This window comes from Pseudonocardia cypriaca (genome assembly GCF_006717045.1).
Lineage (GTDB): Bacteria > Actinomycetota > Actinomycetes > Mycobacteriales > Pseudonocardiaceae > Pseudonocardia > Pseudonocardia cypriaca.
Window position 1 is genome coordinate 1361473 of record NZ_VFPH01000003.1, and the last position, 18134, is coordinate 1379606.

Genomic DNA, 18134 nt, shown 5'->3' on the forward strand with positions numbered 1-18134 from the left:
CAGAGGCCTGGTGGAGCTGAGCGGCGCGCACCGCCGTCACGAGATCAACTCGAGCACCGCGGTCGTGGGCCGGACGTCGCCGAAGCTGCGGTAGACGGTCCGCAGCGTCGCGTTGCGGACCGAGTCCCGCACGTCCGCCGTGCCGTCGGCCACGAACACGACGCGGTAGCCGAGCGTGGCGGCGTCCCGCGCGGTCGACTCGCAGCAGACGCTCGTGACCGTGCCGGTGACCAGCACGGTGTCCACGTTCCGCGCTGCGAGCGCCGCGGGCAGCGTCGACCGGCCAGGGAAGAACGCGCTGGGCGCCGACTTCTCGGCCCACACGTCGTCGGCCCGCGCGTCCAGCTCCGGGAACAGCCGCTCGTGCGGCGAGCCCGTGCCGCCGGACGCGGCGAACATCGCGGCGACGGTGGGTCCGTAGAAGCCGGTCGCCCACTCCGAGGGTGGTCCGACCTCGGGCAGCACCCACGCGACGGTCCCGCCTGCCTCCCGCAGGCCGCAGGCGATGGCGTTGATGTTCGGCACGATCCCGCGGAAGTGGGGGCCCGCGTCGGCGAAGAACGGCACCATGTCCACCACGACGAGGGCCGTGCGCACCGGATCGAGCACCTCGTAGGCGAACCGCTGCCCCCGCCTGGACTCCTGCCGCGCGTACTCGCGCTCCTCGATGGACCAGCTCTGGGGCCGCGCCTCGGTCATGATCCGCAGTATCAGGCGTCCACCAGGTTGAAGACCGTGTGCGTCGGGGCGCCGCCGTACAGCAGGCCGATCACGACCGCGGCCATCGCCTCCAGGTGCCGGGCGCGGTGCAGCGGTCCGACGTCCAACGGTTCGCACCCGGTGTCGCGGACGAGGCCGGCCACGAGGTCCTTGCCCGCCGGATCGTCCCCGGCGAGCGGGACGACGAGCGGCCGGTCGTCGAAGACCGGGGGGTCCATCGCCCAGACGTCCGCGTGGCACTGGTTGAACGCCTTCACGACCCGGCTGCCGGGCGCGAGGCGGGCGACCTGCTCGGCCAGCGACACCTCGCCGGTGGTGAGCGTGAAGCTCATCGTCTCGACCGGGTTGTTGCAGTCGATCAGGGTGCGGCCGGCGAGCGTCCCGTCCGCGGCCCCTGCCGCCAGCAGCGCGGGGATCACGTCGGTCGGCCAGATAGCGAGCAGCGCGACCTCGCCGAACACCGCGGCCTCGCGCAGCGTCCCGCTCGGGACGTCGGGGCCGAGGCGGGCGGCGAGCACCTTGCCGCGTTCCGCGTCGCGCGCCCCGATCATGACCTCGTGCCCGGCGGCCACCCACCGCTGCGCCAGCACGGCCGCCATCCGGCCCGCCCCGATGATGCCGATCCTCATACCGACTCCTCCCGGCCCGGGCGGGCGCCCGGTGCCGGATCCGAGCGTGCTGGTCCGTGGGGTACCGCCGGGTGCCCTACGGCGCGCCGTCGCGAGCGGTGGCGACCTGCTCGGCGTGCTGCTCCGCCCACCGGGCGAGCACGGTCACGGGCTCGACGAGGCTCTCGCCCAGGCTGGTGAGGGCGTACTCGGCGCCCGGTGGGGCCGATCGGATCGCCCGGCGCCGCACGAGCCCGCTGCCCTCGAGGCGGCGCAGCGTCTGCGTGAGCACCTTCTTCGAGATGCCGCCGATGCGCTCCAGGAGCTCCGCGTGCCGCATCGGGCCCTCGCGCAGGGCGAACACGACGACGACCGACCAGGTGCCGGCGACCAGGTCGAGCGTGGTGCGCGCCGGGCAGTCCGCCAGGAACACGTCGGTCTCCACCCGGTCAGTCTCACAGGCGACGGGAGAAGGCGCGCGTGCCCGGCACCAGCATCGCCGCCGCCGGGGCGGCGAGGCACACCAGGGCGCAGGCGAGCAGGACCGGGCCGGCGCCGAACACCGTGATCGCGGGCGCGATGAGGGCGAGTCCGAGCGGGGCGAGGCCGTAGGAGAACAGGAAGTCGACGCTCGACACGCGGGCGAGCAGCCTCGGGTCGACCTCGCGCTGGGTCGCGGTGAACCACGGGACGTTGAACAGCTCGATCCCGATCCCGGTGACGACGTATGCGGCGACGAGCACCGCGGCCGGCACGGGGAGCAGGAGCGCGAGCGGGGCGAGCGCGTAGCACGCAAGACCGCCGAGGGCGACCCGGCCGGGCGCGGCGGGTCTCCAGCGCACGACGAGGAACGCGCCGGCCAGCGCGCCGAGGGCGTACCCGGTGGTGGCGGCCGCCAGTACGGCCTCGGTGCCGTAGCGGTCGCGGGCGATCAGGGGGAGCGCGACACCGGTGGCGGAGTAGCCGGTGGCGATCACCGCGGTGAGCGCGGCGAGGCCCGCGAGGAACCAGGGGTGGCGCCGGGCCTCGGCGAGGCCGTCGGCGAACTCGCGCAGGAACGGGCTCCGGGTGGGCGGTGCGGCGACGGCGCCCCTGGGTGGCAGCAGGGCCGCGACGAGCCAGAGCGCGCCGGTGCCCGCGACCAGCGTGTGGACGTCGACGGCGAGGGCCAGCAGCGCGGCGACCGACGGTGCGACGAGGACGCTGACCCGCACTGCGATCGTCATGGCGGCGTTGGCCTGCTGGCGCCGCTCGGGTGCGACGACCTCCGCGGTGAGCGCCTGGAACGCCGGCCTGCACGCCCCCTGCCCCGCCCCGACGACGGCCGCCGCGACCGCGAGCACGAGCGTGGACGTGCCGAGGCCGGCAGCGGCGACCGGGCTGGCGACGGCCGCGGCGGCCGCCGACCAGGCGACGACCGTGCGCCGCGGGTACCGGTCGGCCAGCACGCCAGCGGCCGGGACGGCGGCGAGGAACCCGGCGGTGCGGGCGGCGAGCGCGAGGCCGAGGCCGGTGGCGTCGAGCGAGCCGTCGAGGACGGCGAGCGCCAGCAGGAACGGCAGAGCCCACGTTGCGAGGCCGGAAGCGGTGATGCCGGTCCACAGCCGCAGGAACGCGGTATCGCGCACGAGCGGATTCTTGCATATAGATGGCAACAACAAGTTCAATGCACGAGCCGCCATGTGATCAGAACTACTGGAAGACGGTAATCATATTCATCTACCCTCCCTGCTCGTGCGCCGCATCCTGACCCTGCTCGTCTCCGCCCTGCTCGCGAGCGCCTGCGCCGGCGGAGACCGGGCCGCGGACGGCGGGCTCACGCTCGCCGTCGCCAAGATCAACGCCACCCTCGATCCCGCGGAGGCGCTGACCACGAGCTACCTGCGCGCGTACGGGGTGGGCGAGTCCCTCGCGAAGATCCGGGCCGACGGCACGGTGGCGCCCGAGCTGGCCGAGTCGATCGAGCAGACCGCCCCCGACACCTGGACCGTCGTGCTCCGCGAGGGCTCGCGGTTCCACAGCGGCGCGCCGGTGGACGCCGAGGCCGTGCGGACGTCGCTTGAGCGCTCCGCTGCCGAGAACGAGCTCGCGGGCGACCTCCTGGAGGGGTTGACGGTCTCCGTCGTCGACCTGCGCACCCTCACCGTCCGGAGCACCGGGCCTGCGCCGTTCCTGGACTACACGCTCTCCCACTACGAGCTGCAGATCCACAACGTCGCCGCCTACCGCGGGCTCACCGCCCCGGCGGGCCCGGCCGAGGCCGACCTCACCGGGCCGTTCCGCGTGACCGGCTTCGACGCCGAGCGCGAGGTGACGCTGCAGCGGAACCCGAACTGGTGGGGTCAGGCGCCCACGGTCGAGACGATCACGGTGCAGCAGGTGGCCGACCCGCAGGCGCGGGCGCAGATCGCGCTGGCCGGGCAGGCCGACATCGTCGACCTGCTGCCCAGCTCCGCGGTACCCGAGCTCAGGGAAGCGGACGGCCTGACCCTCGTCGGCGCGCCGGCTGCCAACACGGTCGCGGTGTACCTCAACCCCGCGTCGCCCGCGCTGGCCGACGAGCGGGTCCGCCGTGCGCTCGCGTGGGCCGTCGACCGCGAGGCGGTCGCGGAGATCGCGGGCGAGGGGCTCACCGAGCCGGCGCCGAGCTGGCTCGCGTCCAACCCCGCCTACCCCCAGGCCGACCAGCAGGGCTTCACGCGCTACGACCCCGACCTCGCAGGCCGGCTCCTCGACGAGGCCGGCTGGGTCCGCGGGCCGGACGGAAGGCGCGCGAAGGACGGCGTTCCGCTGGCGTTCCGGCTCCAGACCTGGGGGACCGAGGGCCCAACCGGTGAGGTGCTGCAGTCCCAGTGGGACGCGCTCGGGGCGGACGTGGACCTGTCCTACGTCGACAACGCGCTGGTGCAGCAGGCGCGCGAGCGCGGCGACTGGGACGCGCAGACCGCGGCGTTCACCACGCTCGGCAATGTGCCGAGCCTGTTCTCCGTGCAGCTCTCGCCCGGTGGGTCGGGCAACTACGGCCACTACGACCTGCCGCAGGTCGCCGAGCTGGTCCAGCGCGCGAACACGGCCGCTGACGACCAGGCGCGCACCGCAGCGGTGCTGGAGCTCAACGCGCTGCACGCCGAGGTCGTCCCGGCCGTCCCGGTGCACCCGCGCCCCCAGGCGACAGCGGTGGCGAGCCGGGTCGGCGGTTTCGCCGCGCACCCGCTGCAGTACGAGAACCTCGTGCAGCCCGGCCTCTCGCTCGGCGGGTGACGTGCGCGCTCTCCTCCGATCGCTCGCCGGCACCGCGGGCATGCTGCTCGTGGCCTCGGCGGTCGTGTTCGCGATGGTCCGCTCCGCTCCCGGCGACCCGGTGGACGTGCAGCTCGGCGAGTCGGGCGGGATCTCGCTGAGCCGGGAGGACGAGGACCGGATCCGGGCCGAGCGGCTCGTCGAGCTCGGCCTCGACCGGTCGCTGCCCGAGCAGTACGCGCTCTGGCTGGCGCGCATGGTCGGTGGCGACTGGGGCACCTCGTACCGCACGGGGCAGCCCGTGCTGGACGAGATGCTCGACCGGCTGCCCGCGAGCGTCGCGCTCGGCACGGCCGGGTTCGCCGTGGCCGTGGTGCTCGCCTGCGGCCTCGCCCTGCTGGCCGGCCGCCGACCGGACGGGCCGGTGGACCAGGTCGTGCGGCTGGCGACACTCGCCACGGTCGCGGTGCCGTCGTTCCTGCTCGGCACGCTCGCGCTGCAGGTCGCAACCGGCACCACCGGTTACCGGATCGCCGGACCGGCGAGCCTCGACCGGATCTGGCTGCCGGCGCTCGTCCTCGGCATCGCCGTGACCCCGACGATGTCGCGGGTGCTGCGGGCCTCGCTCGTGGCCGAGCGCGGCCGGCTCTACGCCGTCGCCGCGCTCGCCCGTGGCGCATCCCCTGGGCGCACCCTGCTGCGCCACGTCCTGCGGCCCGCGGTTGGTCCCGTGCTGATCCTGGGCGGGCTCGCCTTCGCCTCCCTGGTCACCGGCTCGATCATCACCGAGGCCGTGTTCACGTGGCCGGGTGTCGGCCTCTTCGCCGTGGACGCGATCGCGGCGCAGGACTACCCGGTCGTGCAGGCGTACGTCGTGCTCGCCACAGCGCTCGTCGTGCTGGTCAACCGCGGCGTCGACCTCGCGGGCCGGCTCGTCGACCCCCGCCAGGACGCACGGGCGGAGGCGGTGGCATGAGGCCGACCGGCCGTGGCCTGCTCACCGTGGGCGTCGTCCTGCTCTCGGCCGTCGTGCTGGCGACGCTGGCGGCGCCGTGGCTGGCCCCGTTCGACCCGGTCGCCCAGGAAGTGGGGCCGCGCTCGGCCCCACCGGGCGGCGAGCACTGGCTCGGCACCGACCGGTTCGGCCGCGACACCGCATCGCGCGTGCTGCACGGCGGGCAGAACACCCTGCTCCAGACCGGGGCCACCATGCTCGCGGTGATCGCCGTCGGGGCCGCGATCGGCATCGCCGTCGGCCTCGCCGGACCACGGCTGGACGACCTGGGACGCCGGCTGGTCGACGGGGTCGTCGCCTTCCCGGCCGTGATCGTGATCCTGGCGTTCGTCGGGCTGCGCGGTCCCTCGCTCACCGCCGTGCTCGGCGGCGCGCTGCTGGTGTGGTGGGCGCCGTTCGCGCGGCTGACCCGGGCGCTCGTGCGGTCGGCGCTGGCCGAGCCGTCGGCGGTGGCCGCCCGCGCGCTCGGCGCGTCCCGCGCCCACCTGCTGCGCACCGAGATCCGGCCGCGCCTGATCGGGCCCTTGGCCGTGCTCACCGCCGTGGAGGCGGGGCAGCTGATCGCGACCGTCGCCGGCCTGTCGTTCCTCGGGATGGGCGCGCAGCCGCCCGCCGCGGAGTGGGGCGCGATGCTCGCCGAGGCGCGCGGGGTGGCGCTGTCGAGCCCGCACCTCGTGCTGGGGCCCGGCCTGGCGGTGCTGGTCACCGTGTTCGCGCTGACGTGCGTGGGCGAGGGCCTGCGTGACGTGCTCGACCGGTCCACCCAGACGGTGGCGTCGTGACGGGCCTGCTGTCGGTCCGCGGGCTCACCGTCGAGTACGCGGGCCGGACCGTCCTCGACGGGGTGGACCTGGACGTCGACGCGGGGGAGGCGGTCGTCGTGCTCGGGGGCAGCGGATCGGGGAAGTCGACGCTGCTGCGAGCCCTGCTCGGCCTGGTCCCCGCCCCGGGACGGGTGCGGGTGGGGGAGCTCGCCCTGCGCACGGACGCGGGACGGATCGACCTGACCGCCCGCGGGGCGTGGCGCCGGGTCAGGGGCCGGGAGATCGGCATGGTGTTCCAGGACCCGGCGCTCGCGCTCACGCCGCTGCGCCGGGTGCACTCCCTGCTCACCGAGGTGAGCGGCGACCCGGGTCGATCCGAGCCGTTGCTGCGGGCGAGCGGGTTCGCCGATCCTGCTCCGGTGGCTGCCAAGCGTGCCTTCGAGCTCTCCGGCGGCATGGCGCAGCGCGTCGGGTTCGGGCTCGCGGTGGCGGGCGAGCCACGGCTGGTGCTGGCCGACGAGCCGACCACCGCGCTGGACGGACCGGCCCGCGAGGAACTGGTGACCAGGCTGCGCGAGCGGGCGGCCGCCGGCACGGCCGTCGTGCTCGTCACCCACGACGTGACGGTGGCCGCCGCGCTCGCCGACCGCGTGGCGGTGCTGCACCGCGGCCGGATCGTCGAGCAGGGCACCGCCGCCCGCGTGCTCGGCGACCCGGTGCACGAGGCGACCCGCGCTTTGGTGCGCGACGTCCCGTGGGCATTGCCGCCGCGCCGCCCGGCGCCCCGGGCAGGCGGCGCCCCCGCGATCCGCGTGCGCGGGCTGACCAGGTCCTACGCCGGCGCGCGCGTGCTGGACGGGCTCGACCTCGACGTCGGCGAGGGAGAGGTGGTGGGCATCGCCGGACGCAGCGGCGGGGGCAAGACCACCCTGCTGCGCTGCCTGCTCGGGCTGGAGCGCCCGGACGCGGGCGAGCTGCAGCTCGCCGGCATCGACCCCGCGGAGCGGGGGTGGCAGGCGGTGCGCCGCGCCGTGCAGCTGGTGCCGCAGGACCCCCGCGCGTCGCTCAACCCGTGGCGGACGGCCGCGCAGCTGGTCGCCGACCCGCTCGACTTCCACCGGATCGGCACCCGGGCCGCTCGGCGGGCGCGGGCACACGAGCTGCTGGCTGCCGTCGGGCTGGACGGGGCGGCCGATCGCCGCCCGAACGCCCTGTCCACCGGGCAGTGCCAGCGGGTGGCGATCGCCCGCGCGCTCGCCGTGCGGCCCCGCGTGCTGGTGGCCGACGAGCCGGCGTCCGCGCTCGACGTCACGCTGCAGGCCGAGTTGATCCGCGTGCTGTCGCAGGTGGTGGCCGAGCACCGCATGACGGCCCTCGTCGTCTCCCACGACCTGCACGTGCTGGAACGGCTGTGCGACCGCATCGCCGTGCTCGACGGCGGGCGGCTGGTCGAGGACCTCCCGGTCGCCCGCCTGCGCAGCGACGCCGCGCACTCCCGGACCCGGGCCCTGCTGGCCGCCTACCCGACCGACCCGCTCGCGGGCTGACGAGAGAGGACCACGTGACCCGGTACGCGATCCGCCGCGCCACGACCCGGAAGGACCTCGACGGCGCCCGCACCGTCGTGCTGCACGCCGCCGAAGCCGATCTCGGCTACGGCTACCAGCCGCAGTGGCACTGGGACCTCGACCGGCCGGTCGAGACCTACGTGGACAACCCGCGGCAGGCCATGTTCGTCGCGGTCGACCTGGCGGGCATCGTGGTGTCGACGGCGGCCGTCCGGGTCGGCGGACCGAACGTGCCGCCGCACCCGGCGGAGCTGGGCCACCGCTACGCCGACCGGCAGGCCGTGGCGCAGCTGCTGCGGGTGGCGACGCTGCCCGAGCACCGCAGGCACGGCCTCGCGCGCCGCCTCGTGGCCGCCTGCCAGGAGTTCGTCCGAGCGGACGGCGGCTTCCGCGTGATCTACCTGCACACCAACACCAGGGTCCCGGCCGCCGAGCCGTTCTGGCGCTCGCTGCCGGTCGTCGAGATCCGCGACGACCGGGGCGAGGAGCACGACCCCCGCTTCGCGACCGTGCACTTCGAGCTGCCGCTGGACGTGCCCGTCGCGTGAGCGTCCGCTCGCGGTTCCTGGCGCTCACCCCGGCGGCCCGGCTGCTCGTGGTCAACCAGTTCGGGATCAACGTCGGCTTCTACATGGTCGTGCCGTACCTCGCGACCCACCTCGTCGACGACCTCGGCTACGCCGCGGCGCTGGTCGGTGTGGTGCTCGGGGTGCGCACCCTCTCCCAGCAGGGGCTCTTCCTCGTGGGCGGCACCGCGGCCGACCGGCTCGGCGCCCGCCCGGTGATCGTGCTCGGCTGCGCGCTGCGCGTGCTCGCCTTCGGCTTGTTCGCGCTCGTCACCTCGCCGGTCGGGTTCGTGGCGGCCGCGGTGCTCACCGGGTTCGCGGGAGCGCTGTTCAACCCGGCGGTGCGCGCGTACCTGAGCCGGGAGGCGGGTGAGGAGCGCGCGGCGGCTTTCGCCGTGTTCAACACGGCCGCCGACGCCGGGGCGTTCGCCGGACCGCTGCTGGGGGCGGCGCTGCTCGCCGTGGACTTCCGGCTGGTCGCGGCCGTGGCGTGCGCGACGTTCCTGCTGCTCACCGTGGCGCAGGCGCTCGTGCTGCCGGCGCACCCGGTCCAGCCCCACGCCGATGGCGTGCTCGGCAGCTGGGGCGCAGTGGTGCGCAACCGCCGGTTCGCGGCGTTCACGCTGTGCGGCTCGGCCTACTTCGCCCTGTACAACCAGGTCTACCTCGTCTTCCCGCTCGAGGCACAGCGCGTGACCGGCACGCCGGCCGCCGTCGGCGTGCTCTTCGCGGTGTCCACCGTCACGGGCGTCGCGCTGTACGTGCGGGTCGCCGCGTGGGGCGGGCGCCGCTGGCCCCCCGGCACGTGCGTCGCGGTCGGGCTGGCGCTGATGGGCGCCGGCTTCGCGCCGGTCGCGGTCTCCGCGCCGCTGCTGCCGGCGGCGACCGGCCTCGCCCCGGCCGCGGCGCTGCCGGTGCTCGCGGGCGCCGTGCTCTTCACGCTCGGGATCGCGCTGGCCAACCCGTTCACGATGCAGCTGCTGCCGGTGGTGGGGAGCGAGCGGCTCCTCGGCACCTACTACGGCTTCTACTACCTGGTGTCCGCACTGGTGGCCGCCCCGGTCATGGCCGCCACCGGCGCGATGCTCGACCTGGCCGGCCCCGCCTGGCGGGCCGCGGCCCCGGCGGCGCTGCTCGCCGTGGGACTCGCCGGCGCGACCGGAACGATGCTGATGCAGCGGCGTGGGCACCTATCTTGACCCAACCTCCCCTTCATAGGGAAGGATAGGGAGCATGAGTGAGTGGTACTCCCTTGACGACGTCGCCGATCGGCTCGGCCTCCACGTCCGCACCGTGCGCAACTACGTGCGGGACGGCCGGCTGAGCGCGGTGCGCATCGGCAAGCAGTACCGCGTGTCCGACGCCGACCTGCGGGCGCTGACCGGGAGCAGCGGCGGGTCCAGCAGGCCGCGCCGCATCGAGGCGACGAGCGTCCTCGACGTCGACGGGATCGACCCGGACGCGGCGGAGCGCCTGGAAGCGCTGGTCCGGGGACTGCCGAAGGGCCCGCGGGCACCGCACGTGGACGTGGTGCGGGACGGCGACCGGCTCAAGGTGATCGTCGTCGGGTCGGTCGAGGCGAACGCGGAGCTGCTCCGGTTCGTCGCCGCGATGGCCGGGGAGGCGGCGTGACCGCCCCGCTCTCCGGCGCGATCGCACTGCCCGACGGCACGCTCGTGCGTGGCCGCGGGCGCCGGGAGCCGTTCCCCGACGGGCCGCTGCCCGAGTTCGGCCTCTACCTCGGGTTGCCGGGGCGCCGCACGGCCTGGCGGCCCGAGTGGCCTGCGGCCTGGATCGACTGGCCCGACTTCCGCACCCCCCGCGACGCCGACGCGGCGGCCGCGCAGATCGTCGAGGCCCATCGCCGGGCGCGTTCGGGGGAGCGGGTCGAGGTCGCCTGCCACGGGGGCACGGGCCGCACGGGAACCGTGATCGCCTGCATGGCCGTGCTCGCCGGGTGCCCCGCTGAGGAGGCGGTGGCGTGGACCCGGGGCCACTACCGGCGACGCGCGGTGGAAACCCCTGGTCAGCGGCGCTGGATCCGCTGGTTCGCCGAGCACCGATGAATCCGCGTCGTGCCGTGCGACTCCCTTCCCATGACGCATCTCGACCACTCGTTCACCGCCCCTCTGGAGAAGGACGGCTCCTTCCCGACCTACATCACGGTCCCCGACTCGGCCGAGCTGCTCGGCACCCGCCGGGCCGTGAAGGTCGGCGGGACGATCGACGGCCACCCCTTCACCGCCACCCTCATGCCCTCCGGCGAGGGCCCGCACTGGCTGCCGGTGCGGGCGGCGCTGTGCAAGCTGATCGGCAAGCACCGGGCAGGCGAGGAGGTGGCGTTCCGCCTCGAGCAGCGGTTCAGCTGATCAGGGCCCGTTCCTTGAGCTCGGCCAGTGCGTCGGAGCTGGCCGCGTCGGCCGGCAGGTAGGCGACGAGGCGCAGCTCCTCGGACCCGGCGAGCAGGAGGCTCTCGTACGCCAGGCGCAGTGGGCCCACCCCCGGGTGCGCCCACCGCTCGATCCCGGTCGAGGCGGGCACGGTGCCGCCCGCGGCGTACCGGCGGGCGAACACGGCGCCCTCGGTGATCGACAGCTCGTCGGCGAGCGCCGCGGCCGTCCGGTCGCCGAGGTCGGCGGCCGCACGCAGGGCGGCGGTGCGCTCGTCGGCCACCGCCTCCCAGTCCGGGAACGCCGCGCGCGCCCGCGCGTCGAAGGTGAACCGCACGAGGTTGGGCTCGGTGGCGTCGAACAGCCCGATCGGCGCGGCGAGCCGGCGGAACCCGTCGGTGCAGGCGAGCACGTCGCCGTGCGGGGCGGCGACGAACGCCGGGGTGGGCTCCAGCCGGTCGAGCAGGGCGAGCACGGTGGGGCGCACCGTCGGCGACGGTGGCTGCGCCTGCACGCACACGTCGCCGGTAACCGCCTTGACCATGCGGTACACGTGCACCCGCTCCTCCGGTGAGAGGGCGAGCACATCGGCGAGCGCCCCGATCACCTGCGTGGACGGGCGACGGTCGCTGCCCCGTTCCAGGCGGGTCAGGTATTCGACGCTGATGCCGGCGAGCGACGCCAGCTCCTCCCGGCGCAGGCCGGGTGTGCGGCGGCGGGACCCCGAGGGGAGACCCACCGCGGCCGGGCTGATCGCTTCCCGGCGGGCGCGCAGGAATGCGCCGAGCGCGTTGTCGGTCACGCCCCCGAGGGTAGGGGGTCCCTGGTGCGGTCTCCCTAACCCGCGGGCGCCGACGGAGGCTTCCGGGCATGAGCGCATTCACCACAGCGGAGATCGAGTACCTGCGCGGTCAGCCGCTCGGCCGGCTGGCGACGGTCGGTCCGGACGGGCGACCGCAGGTCAAGCCGGTCGGGTTCCTGCTGGACCCCGAGACCGACGAGCTGGTCGTCGGCGGCTACGCCGGCAGCGGGATGGCCACCAGCAAGAAGTTCCGGGACATCGCGGCGTCCGGCGTCGCGGCGCTGGTCGTCGACGACGTCGCGACGGTCGACCCGTGGACCCCGCGCGGGGTCGAGGTGCGCGGCGTCGCCGAGGCGTGCACCGCGGGCGGCGCCGAAATCGGGAAGCGGCTCGGCGCATCGTTCGACTTCGATCCGGCGTTCATCCTCGTGCGGCCGACCCGGATCGTGTCCTGGGGGATCGACGGCTCCTCATACGAGGTGTCCGCGCGCGACGCCGTGCGGGTGGGCTGACCGTGCGGTACCGCCTCTTCGGCCGCACCGGCCTGCGCGTCTCGGACCTCTTCCTCGGCACGATGGTGCTCACCGATCCCGGCGAGACCCGCCGGATCATCGACGCCTACGCGGATGCGGGCGGCAACGTCCTGGACACGGCGTCGGCCTACGGCGACGGGGAGGAGCTGCTCGGCTCCGTCCTCGAGCGGCGCGACCGGTTCGTCCTCGCGACCAAGTACACGCTCTCGCGCGATGCGCGCGATCCCAACGCGGCGGGCAACCACCGCAAGAACCTGGTGTTCTCGCTGGAGCAGAGCCTGCGGCGGCTGCGCACCGACTACATCGACGTCTACTGGGTGCACGTGTGGGACCGGCACACTCCGCTCGAGGAGACGATGCGCGCGCTCGACGACGCCGTGCGCACCGGGAAGATCCTCTACGTCGGGATCTCCGACGCGCCCGCGTGGGTGGTCTCCCGGGCGAACACCCTCGCGCAGTGGCGGGACTGGACCCCGTTCGCCGGCCTGCAGGTGCCCTACAACCTGCTGCAACGCGACATCGAGCGGGAGCTGCTCCCGATGGCGGAGGCGTTCGGGATGAGCGTGGCCGCGTGGGCACCGCTCGCGAGCGGCCGGCTCGCAGGCGGCTCCCGCCGGGCCGACCCGGGATCGCTCACCCCGCGGGACGAGGCGGCCGCCGCGGCCGTGCGCGCCGTCGCCGACGAACTGGGCGCCACCGCGGCCCAGGTGGCGCTCGCCTGGACGCGCAGCAGGTCGCCGGCCGTGCACCCGCTCGTCGGGGTCAGTTCGGTCGAGCAGCTCACCGAGAACCTGGGAGCGCTCGACCTGGTCCTGCCCGACGACGCGGTCGACCGCCTGGAGGCCGCGGTGGGTTTCGAGCGCGGCTTCCCCGCGGACTTCATCGCCGAGTGCGAGCCGTCCCCGTTCGTGTTCGGCGACCACGCGACCGCGGTGGTGGGGCGGTAGAAAATCTCGGCAGGCATGTCGAGGACGCGGGCTCGCTCTCGACGTTCCGGTTGTGGACGGCCGCCGTGGCCGTCCGGCCGAGGAGGAACGATGACCGAGAACCAGTCCCTTGACCACGAGTTCAACGCCGTCCTGCAGAAGAGCCCGAACCCGGGCGGCTGGACCTACGTCGTGATGCCCGGCTCGGCCGAGTTCTTCGGCACCCGCGGCCTGGTGAAGGTCAGCGGCACCGTGGACGGCCACCCGTTCCGCAGCTCGTTCATGGCGCTCGGCGACGGCACCCACAAGCTGCCGGTGAAGGGCGAGCTCCAGCGCGCGATCGGCAAGGGCCCGGGCGAGACGGTCACGGTGCACCTCGCCGAGCGGATCACCGACCGCTGACGGCGTGCGGTGCCGCGGTGCGAGCGCTCCTCCATACGGGCGGGATGGCCGTCCGACGGGGCGGCGGGTGGTTGCGGGTGCACCCTCTGCAACCACCCGCGCTACTCTCGGCTGGGTGATCTGTCCGAAGTGTCAGAACCTGATGCATACCGTCGACCGGCGAGGCGTCCACATCGAGCAGTGCCAGGGCTGTCGAGGGATCTTCCTCGACCGCGGCGAGCTCGAGCAGATCGCCAACGCGGAGCAGAGCTTCTACGGCGGCCACGGGTCCCCGCAGGGCTACTACGCCGACTCGCCCCCGCCCCACCAGCGCCAGCACCGCGGCCAGTACAGCGACTCCCCGCCCCCGTACGGGCACCAGCGTGGCCGCTACAACGACTCCCCGCCGCCCTACGGCCACCACGGGGGCGGCCACAAGCGCCGCAAGGGCTTCCTCGACGAGCTGTTCGGCTGAGTGGGCTCTTGCCGAGTGAGCCGGGAGCGCTGAGCGAGCGGGCTGCGCCGAGCCGGCATCAGCATCCGGTCGACCTGCAGATCTGCCTCGGGTGTGGCGCCCGGTTCACGCACCCGGTCGTCGCGCCCGACGCGGCGGTGCTGATCTGCGGTGACTGCGGGCATCGGCAGCCGTTCCGGCGGCTGCCGCTGTTCGCGCTCACCGGTCCGAGCGGGGCGGGCAAGTCGACGGTGGCCCGCCTGCTCCCGCAGGCACTCGCGGACGTGGCGGTCGTGGTGGAGCAGGACGTGCTGTGGACGCCGGGCCTGCAGGATCCGGCCGACGACTTCGCGGACTTCCGCCGGATCTGGCTGCGGACGGCCGCGATGATCCACCAGAGCGGGCGTCCGGTGGTGCTGGTCGGCACGGTCGTGCCGGAGCAGTTCGAGCGGCGCCCGGAACGCGCCTTCGTCGGGGAGATCCACTACCTGGCGCTGGTCGCCGACTCCGACGTGCTGCGCTCCCGGCTGAGCGCCCGACCGGCGTGGCGTGGCTGGGACGAGCCCCGGATCGCGGAGACGGTCGAGTTCAACCACTGGCTGCGCCGCAACGGGCCGGTCCTCGCCCCTCCCGTCGAGCTGGTCGACACCACCGCGCTCGGGCTGGCCGAGACCGCGGACCGGGTGGTCGAGTGGGTGCGGCGCGGCGTGGTTCAGTTCCGCAAGGTGGAGGCGTAGAGCGTCTCCAGGGCCTTCCAGTGGCGTTCCTCGGCGGCCACGTCGTACGTGGGGTTGTCCGGCACCGCGAACCCGTGCTTCGCCGGGTAGAACTCCACGGTGTGCCGCACGCCGGCCTCGGTGAGCGCCGTGTCGAGCAGCTGCGCCTGCTCGGGTGTGAAGTGGGCGTCGTCCTCCGCCCCGGCGACGTACACGGTGGCGGTGATGCGGCCCGCCGCCAGGTGCGGGCTCTGCGGGTCGTCCTCCACCGCGATCCCGCCACCGTGGAACGACGCCGCTGCTGCGACCGCGGCCGGGTGCGCTGCCGCCGTGATCAGCGACAGCCGTCCACCCATGCAGTAGCCGGTCGTCCCGGCCGCGGAGCCGGTGACCTCGGGGCGCGCCAGCAGGAAGTCGAGGTGGGCGCCGGTGTCCGAGACGATCCGGTCCCGCGTGAGGCGGCCCATGTAGTCCCCCATCCGAGCCCGCTCGCCGGGGTCGGTGAAGACGGTGGCGATGTCGAACGGGGTCCACGCACCCTCGCGGTAGTAGACGTCGGGGACCAACGTCACGTAGCCCGTGCCCGCGAGCCGGTCGGCCATCGCCCGCATCGTCTCGCGCGCGCCGCCCGCATCCGGGAACAGGACGACCCCGGGCCACGGCCCGTCCCCGTCGGGTACGTGCAGGGTCGCGGGGCACGTGCCGTCGGGAGTCGGGATCTGCACATCGATGCGGGCCACCTGGCCAGCCTAGGTGGCGATCACCGGTGGGCACCCGTGCAGGCGTACGCGAGCACGCGTGCGCCACGACCCGGTGTCGCCCGCACCACCGCGCGCTTCGCCTCCTCCAGCGACGCCGCGTAGGCCCAGCCCCAGGCGAGGTTCCGCGCCTGTGCCACCGCGGCGCACCCGTTGCTGACGCGCACGAACGACCGGCAGTCGCTCGCGCCGCACTCGTTCTCGGCGGCACTCGCCGCGGCCGAGCCGGAGGGCTGCTCGTAGGAGTAGCCGATGTTGCCGGTCTCGACCGAGACCGCGATCGCCGCCCAGGTGTCGGGGGCGGCGTTCGCAGGGGCGGCTCCGAGCACGGTCGCGCCGGTCGCGAGCACGACCGCGGCGGCACCGCGGATGATCGTGGAACGGATGGTCGTCATGGTCGCTCTCCCTCGCCGACGCGCACTGGTGGCGGGGACGACCGCCGGTGCCGCGGATCGGTTGGGGTCGGCGGGGAACCGGCCTCGAGGTCAGCAGCAGGCCGGTTCTGCTTCGCGCTCCGAAGCCTCCTGCTGCTGCGCACCGCTGTCGCGCAGCGCCACGGCCGCCACGACCGCGATGGCCGCCGCGATCACGCCCGCCCCGGCGGCCGTGACCTGCAGGCCTGCGACGAACGCCTCCCGTGCCACGTCGACCAGCACGGCCGCGGTCGGCTCGGGCAGGTGCGCGGCCGCGGAGACCGCCCCGCCGAGCGTGTCGCGAGCGGCGTGCGCAGCCTCTGCCGGCACGTCGGCGGGCAGGCCGCCCGCCACGCCGCTGCGGTAGATGGTGGCGCCGATGCTGCCCAGCACGGCGATGCCGAGCGCCCCGCCCAGCTCGGCGGCGGTCTCGGAGATGCCGGATGCCGCACCCGCCTTCTCGGCCGGGGCGGAGCCGACGATCATCTCGGTGGTCAGCCCGAAGACCGGGCCCATGCCGAGCGAGATCACCACGGACGAGACGACGATGGCGGTGAGCCCCGTGCCGACCTGAACCGTGGTGAGCAGGAAGAGCCCGGCCGCGGCGGCGGCGAGTCCGGCGGCCACGAGGTTCGCGGGCTTGACGCGCTGCGCGAAGCGCGGCGCGAGCTGGGAGCTGACGACGAAGCCGAGTGCGCCCGGCAACGACCACAGGCCGGCGTGCAGCGGCGACATCCCCGCGACCAGCTGCAGGTACTGCCCGATGAACAGGAAGTAGCCGATCATCACGAAGAGCGCCAGGAAGTTCACGACGAGCGCGGCGTTGAACCGGCGGATCCGGAACAGGGCGAGGTCGATCATCGGCTCGGCGAGCCGCTGCTGCCTGCGCACCCACAGCGTTCCGACGCCCACGCCCGCGGCGATCGCGAGCACGGCGCCGGTGGTCGGCCCGTCCTGGGCGAGCTGCTTCAGGCCGGCCACGATCGCGAGCAGTGCACCGACGGACATCGCGACGCTGCGCAGGTCCAGCCGCCCGGCGTTCGGGTCGCGGTACTCGGGGAGCACGCGCGGGCCGAGCACCAGCAGGGCGCCCATCACCGGCAGCGCGAGCAGGAACACCGATCCCCACCAGAACGCCTCGAGCACCAGCCCGCCGAGCACCGGCCCGATCGCGCTGCCCGCCGAGAACGCCCCGATCCAGATGCCGACGGCGAGCGAGCGCTGCTTCGGGTCCTGGAACATGTGGAAGATCAGCGACAGCGTGGACGGCGCCACCGTTGCCCCGGCGAGCCCGAGGAGGGCCCGGCTGACGATGAGCATCTCGGGTGTGGTGGAGAACGCCGCCAGCACCGACACGGCTCCGAAGGCGGCTGCGCCGATCAGCAGCAGCCGCCTCCGGCCGATCCGATCCCCGAGGGTGCCCATCGTGACGAGGGCGCCTGCCACCATGAACCCGTAGACGTCGATGATCCACAGCAGCTGCGTGCTCGTCGGCCTGAGGTCCTCGCTCAGCGCGGGAACTGCCAGGTGCAGCACCGTCAGGTCCATCACGTACAGGAGGCAGGCCAGCGCCAGGACGGCGAGGCCGACCCACTCCCGCCGGCCGGCTCGCACTGACTGCCCCGTGTTCATCGCTCTCGTTCCTCCGGTCGTCGGGATCTCGGAGGTAAGACCGCGGTGCTGCCCGGAACTCATCGGTCGTAGCTCAGGACCACCGTTCCGCCCTCCAGGGTCCGGTTGCCGGTCAGTCGGAAGCTGGTGGGGCCGAACTCGGCGGTGAACAGCGGGATTCCCGCCCCGGCCACCACCGGGTAGACCTTCAGGACGAGCGAGTCGATCTCGGCGAGCAGGGACCCGGCCAACCGGGACCCGCCCATGAGATAGATGTCCTTGCCGTCCTCGGCCTTCAGCTGCCGGATCCGTTCGGTGACGTCGTCCGAGATCACCTCGACGGCCGGGTCCGGGCTCTCGTACGTGGTGGAGACGACGTACTGCCGCAGGTGCGCGAACGGGCTGGTGACCCCGATGTCGAGGGCGGGCTGGAAGGTCGCCCGCCCCTGCACGCCCACGTCGAAGTTCGGGTTGGGCACGTCGACGCCGAGCTGCTCCCGCACGTGGGTGGGCAGGGTGTCCGGGTAGTCGCCGGTGATGAACTCGAGCACGTCCGGCGTGACCGGGAAGAAGTCGACACCCCCGTCCGGCGCGGCGATGAAGCCGTCGATGGTCATGCCGACGTAGTAGACGAGTTTTCGCAAACTCGGGCCTTCCTGTCGTGGTGTT

Annotated in this window: 23 protein-coding genes; 14 read left to right on the forward strand and 9 right to left on the reverse strand. The window is 74.3% G+C overall.

The genetic code is table 11. The features are described from left to right. Positions 1-36 precede the first annotated feature (36 nt). From FB388_RS38040 to FB388_RS38055, 4 genes are all read right to left on the reverse strand, one after another. Positions 37-699 (reverse strand): cysteine hydrolase family protein, encoded by a 663-nt coding sequence (locus tag FB388_RS38040; protein ID WP_142107467.1) that lies wholly within the window; start codon positions 697-699, stop codon positions 37-39. A gap of 11 nt (positions 700-710) precedes the next feature. Further along, complete coding sequence (locus FB388_RS38045; protein WP_142107468.1) at positions 711-1349, reverse strand: NADPH-dependent F420 reductase; 639 nt, start codon at positions 1347-1349, stop codon at positions 711-713. Positions 1350-1425: 76 nt separating this feature from the next. After that, on the reverse strand, positions 1426-1773 hold the full coding sequence (locus FB388_RS38050) for a winged helix-turn-helix transcriptional regulator (RefSeq protein WP_142107469.1): 348 nt from the start codon (positions 1771-1773) through the stop codon (positions 1426-1428). A gap of 10 nt (positions 1774-1783) precedes the next feature. After that, positions 1784-3010, reverse strand: a complete 1227-nt coding sequence (locus FB388_RS38055; protein WP_142107470.1) for an MFS transporter — start codon at positions 3008-3010, stop codon at positions 1784-1786. 52 nt (positions 3011-3062) lie between these two features. Here FB388_RS38055 and FB388_RS38060 point away from each other — a divergent pair, with 52 nt between their 5' ends. From FB388_RS38060 to FB388_RS38100, 9 genes are read left to right on the forward strand one after another with little or no spacing between them, the layout of a single operon-like run. Further along, positions 3063-4589, forward strand: a complete 1527-nt coding sequence (locus tag FB388_RS38060) for an ABC transporter substrate-binding protein (RefSeq protein WP_142107471.1) — start codon at positions 3063-3065, stop codon at positions 4587-4589. A gap of 1 nt (position 4590) precedes the next feature. Beyond that, positions 4591-5544 (forward strand): ABC transporter permease, encoded by a 954-nt coding sequence (locus FB388_RS38065; RefSeq protein ID WP_142107472.1) that lies wholly within the window; start codon positions 4591-4593, stop codon positions 5542-5544. After that, complete coding sequence (locus tag FB388_RS38070; RefSeq protein WP_142107473.1) at positions 5541-6365, forward strand: ABC transporter permease; 825 nt, start codon at positions 5541-5543, stop codon at positions 6363-6365. Before FB388_RS38065 ends, FB388_RS38070 begins: the two co-directional genes overlap by 4 nt. Next, positions 6362-7894, forward strand: a complete 1533-nt coding sequence (locus tag FB388_RS38075; RefSeq protein ID WP_142107474.1) for an ABC transporter ATP-binding protein — start codon at positions 6362-6364, stop codon at positions 7892-7894. Before FB388_RS38070 ends, FB388_RS38075 begins: the two co-directional genes overlap by 4 nt. A gap of 14 nt (positions 7895-7908) precedes the next feature. Next, positions 7909-8463 (forward strand): GNAT family N-acetyltransferase, encoded by a 555-nt coding sequence (locus tag FB388_RS38080; protein ID WP_142107475.1) that lies wholly within the window; start codon positions 7909-7911, stop codon positions 8461-8463. Then, positions 8460-9680 carry an MFS transporter gene (locus tag FB388_RS38085; protein WP_211362473.1) on the forward strand — a complete coding sequence of 407 codons (1221 nt, stop codon included), beginning with the start codon at positions 8460-8462 and terminating at the stop codon, positions 9678-9680. Before FB388_RS38080 ends, FB388_RS38085 begins: the two co-directional genes overlap by 4 nt. A gap of 34 nt (positions 9681-9714) precedes the next feature. Then, the gene (locus tag FB388_RS38090; protein WP_142107476.1) at positions 9715-10113 is read left to right on the forward strand and encodes a helix-turn-helix domain-containing protein; all 399 of its coding nucleotides are present in this window, start codon (positions 9715-9717) and stop codon (positions 10111-10113) included. After that, on the forward strand, positions 10110-10547 hold the full coding sequence (locus FB388_RS38095) for a protein-tyrosine phosphatase family protein (protein ID WP_142107477.1): 438 nt from the start codon (positions 10110-10112) through the stop codon (positions 10545-10547). The genes FB388_RS38090 and FB388_RS38095 overlap by 4 nt, the downstream gene beginning before the upstream one ends. A gap of 30 nt (positions 10548-10577) precedes the next feature. Continuing rightward, entirely contained in the window at positions 10578-10850 is a 273-nt protein-coding gene (locus FB388_RS38100) for a DUF1905 domain-containing protein (protein WP_142107478.1), read from the forward strand. On the opposite strand, the gene FB388_RS38105 is transcribed toward FB388_RS38100, so the two are convergent. Then, entirely contained in the window at positions 10843-11673 is an 831-nt protein-coding gene (locus tag FB388_RS38105) for a helix-turn-helix domain-containing protein (protein WP_142107479.1), read from the reverse strand. The genes FB388_RS38100 and FB388_RS38105 overlap by 8 nt on opposite strands. A 68-nt stretch (positions 11674-11741) precedes the next feature. Between FB388_RS38105 and FB388_RS38110 the strand changes: the two genes are divergently transcribed. The 5 genes from FB388_RS38110 to FB388_RS38130 all read left to right on the forward strand — a co-directional run bounded on the left by FB388_RS38110 (position 11742) and on the right by FB388_RS38130 (position 14704). After that, positions 11742-12185: a PPOX class F420-dependent oxidoreductase gene (locus tag FB388_RS38110; protein ID WP_142107480.1), complete on the forward strand. Its 444-nt coding sequence runs from the start codon at positions 11742-11744 to the stop codon at positions 12183-12185. A gap of 2 nt (positions 12186-12187) precedes the next feature. Continuing rightward, positions 12188-13153 carry an aldo/keto reductase gene (locus tag FB388_RS38115; RefSeq protein WP_246122810.1) on the forward strand — a complete coding sequence of 322 codons (966 nt, stop codon included), beginning with the start codon at positions 12188-12190 and terminating at the stop codon, positions 13151-13153. A gap of 90 nt (positions 13154-13243) precedes the next feature. Next, positions 13244-13534, forward strand: a complete 291-nt coding sequence (locus tag FB388_RS38120) for a DUF1905 domain-containing protein (RefSeq protein ID WP_142107481.1) — start codon at positions 13244-13246, stop codon at positions 13532-13534. Between the two features lie 115 nt (positions 13535-13649). Next, entirely contained in the window at positions 13650-13988 is a 339-nt protein-coding gene (locus tag FB388_RS38125) for a TFIIB-type zinc ribbon-containing protein (RefSeq protein WP_142107482.1), read from the forward strand. A 29-nt stretch (positions 13989-14017) separates the two neighbouring features. Further along, positions 14018-14704 (forward strand): P-loop nucleotide/nucleoside kinase family protein, encoded by a 687-nt coding sequence (locus tag FB388_RS38130; RefSeq protein ID WP_142107799.1) that lies wholly within the window; start codon positions 14018-14020, stop codon positions 14702-14704. Here the strand turns inward: FB388_RS38130 and FB388_RS38135 are convergent. The 4 genes from FB388_RS38135 to FB388_RS38150 all read right to left on the reverse strand — a co-directional run bounded on the left by FB388_RS38135 (position 14680) and on the right by FB388_RS38150 (position 18082). Beyond that, the gene (locus tag FB388_RS38135) at positions 14680-15423 is read right to left on the reverse strand and encodes a dienelactone hydrolase family protein (protein ID WP_142107483.1); all 744 of its coding nucleotides are present in this window, start codon (positions 15421-15423) and stop codon (positions 14680-14682) included. The two genes, FB388_RS38130 and FB388_RS38135, sit on opposite strands and share 25 nt — an antisense overlap. A gap of 20 nt (positions 15424-15443) precedes the next feature. Further along, positions 15444-15836: a DUF4189 domain-containing protein gene (locus FB388_RS38140; RefSeq protein ID WP_142107484.1), complete on the reverse strand. Its 393-nt coding sequence runs from the start codon at positions 15834-15836 to the stop codon at positions 15444-15446. A gap of 90 nt (positions 15837-15926) precedes the next feature. Beyond that, positions 15927-17486: an MFS transporter gene (locus FB388_RS38145; protein ID WP_142107485.1), complete on the reverse strand. Its 1560-nt coding sequence runs from the start codon at positions 17484-17486 to the stop codon at positions 15927-15929. Positions 17487-17545: 59 nt separating this feature from the next. Then, positions 17546-18082, reverse strand: a complete 537-nt coding sequence (locus FB388_RS38150) for a dihydrofolate reductase family protein (protein WP_246122813.1) — start codon at positions 18080-18082, stop codon at positions 17546-17548. Positions 18083-18134 lie beyond the last annotated feature (52 nt).

Excerpts from the sequence above, each read along its gene's own strand:
- FB388_RS38120 (WP_142107481.1), top strand. The coding sequence starts at position 13,244 with ATGACCGAGAACCAGTCCCTTGACCACGAGTTCAACGCCGTCCTGCAG.
- FB388_RS38100 (WP_142107478.1), top strand. The coding sequence starts at position 10,578 with ATGACGCATCTCGACCACTCGTTCACCGCCCCTCTGGAGAAGGACGGC.
- FB388_RS38145 (WP_142107485.1), bottom strand. The coding sequence starts at position 17,486 with ATGAACACGGGGCAGTCAGTGCGAGCCGGCCGGCGGGAGTGGGTCGGC.
- FB388_RS38090 (WP_142107476.1), top strand. The coding sequence starts at position 9,715 with ATGAGTGAGTGGTACTCCCTTGACGACGTCGCCGATCGGCTCGGCCTC.
- FB388_RS38070 (WP_142107473.1), top strand. The coding sequence starts at position 5,541 with ATGAGGCCGACCGGCCGTGGCCTGCTCACCGTGGGCGTCGTCCTGCTC.
- FB388_RS38040 (WP_142107467.1), bottom strand. The coding sequence starts at position 699 with ATGACCGAGGCGCGGCCCCAGAGCTGGTCCATCGAGGAGCGCGAGTAC.
- FB388_RS38150 (WP_246122813.1), bottom strand. The coding sequence starts at position 18,082 with ATGACCATCGACGGCTTCATCGCCGCGCCGGACGGGGGTGTCGACTTC.
- FB388_RS38140 (WP_142107484.1), bottom strand. The coding sequence starts at position 15,836 with ATGACGACCATCCGTTCCACGATCATCCGCGGTGCCGCCGCGGTCGTG.
- FB388_RS38110 (WP_142107480.1), top strand. The coding sequence starts at position 11,742 with ATGAGCGCATTCACCACAGCGGAGATCGAGTACCTGCGCGGTCAGCCG.
- FB388_RS38055 (WP_142107470.1), bottom strand. The coding sequence starts at position 3,010 with ATGGCGGCTCGTGCATTGAACTTGTTGTTGCCATCTATATGCAAGAAT.
- FB388_RS38045 (WP_142107468.1), bottom strand. The coding sequence starts at position 1,349 with ATGAGGATCGGCATCATCGGGGCGGGCCGGATGGCGGCCGTGCTGGCG.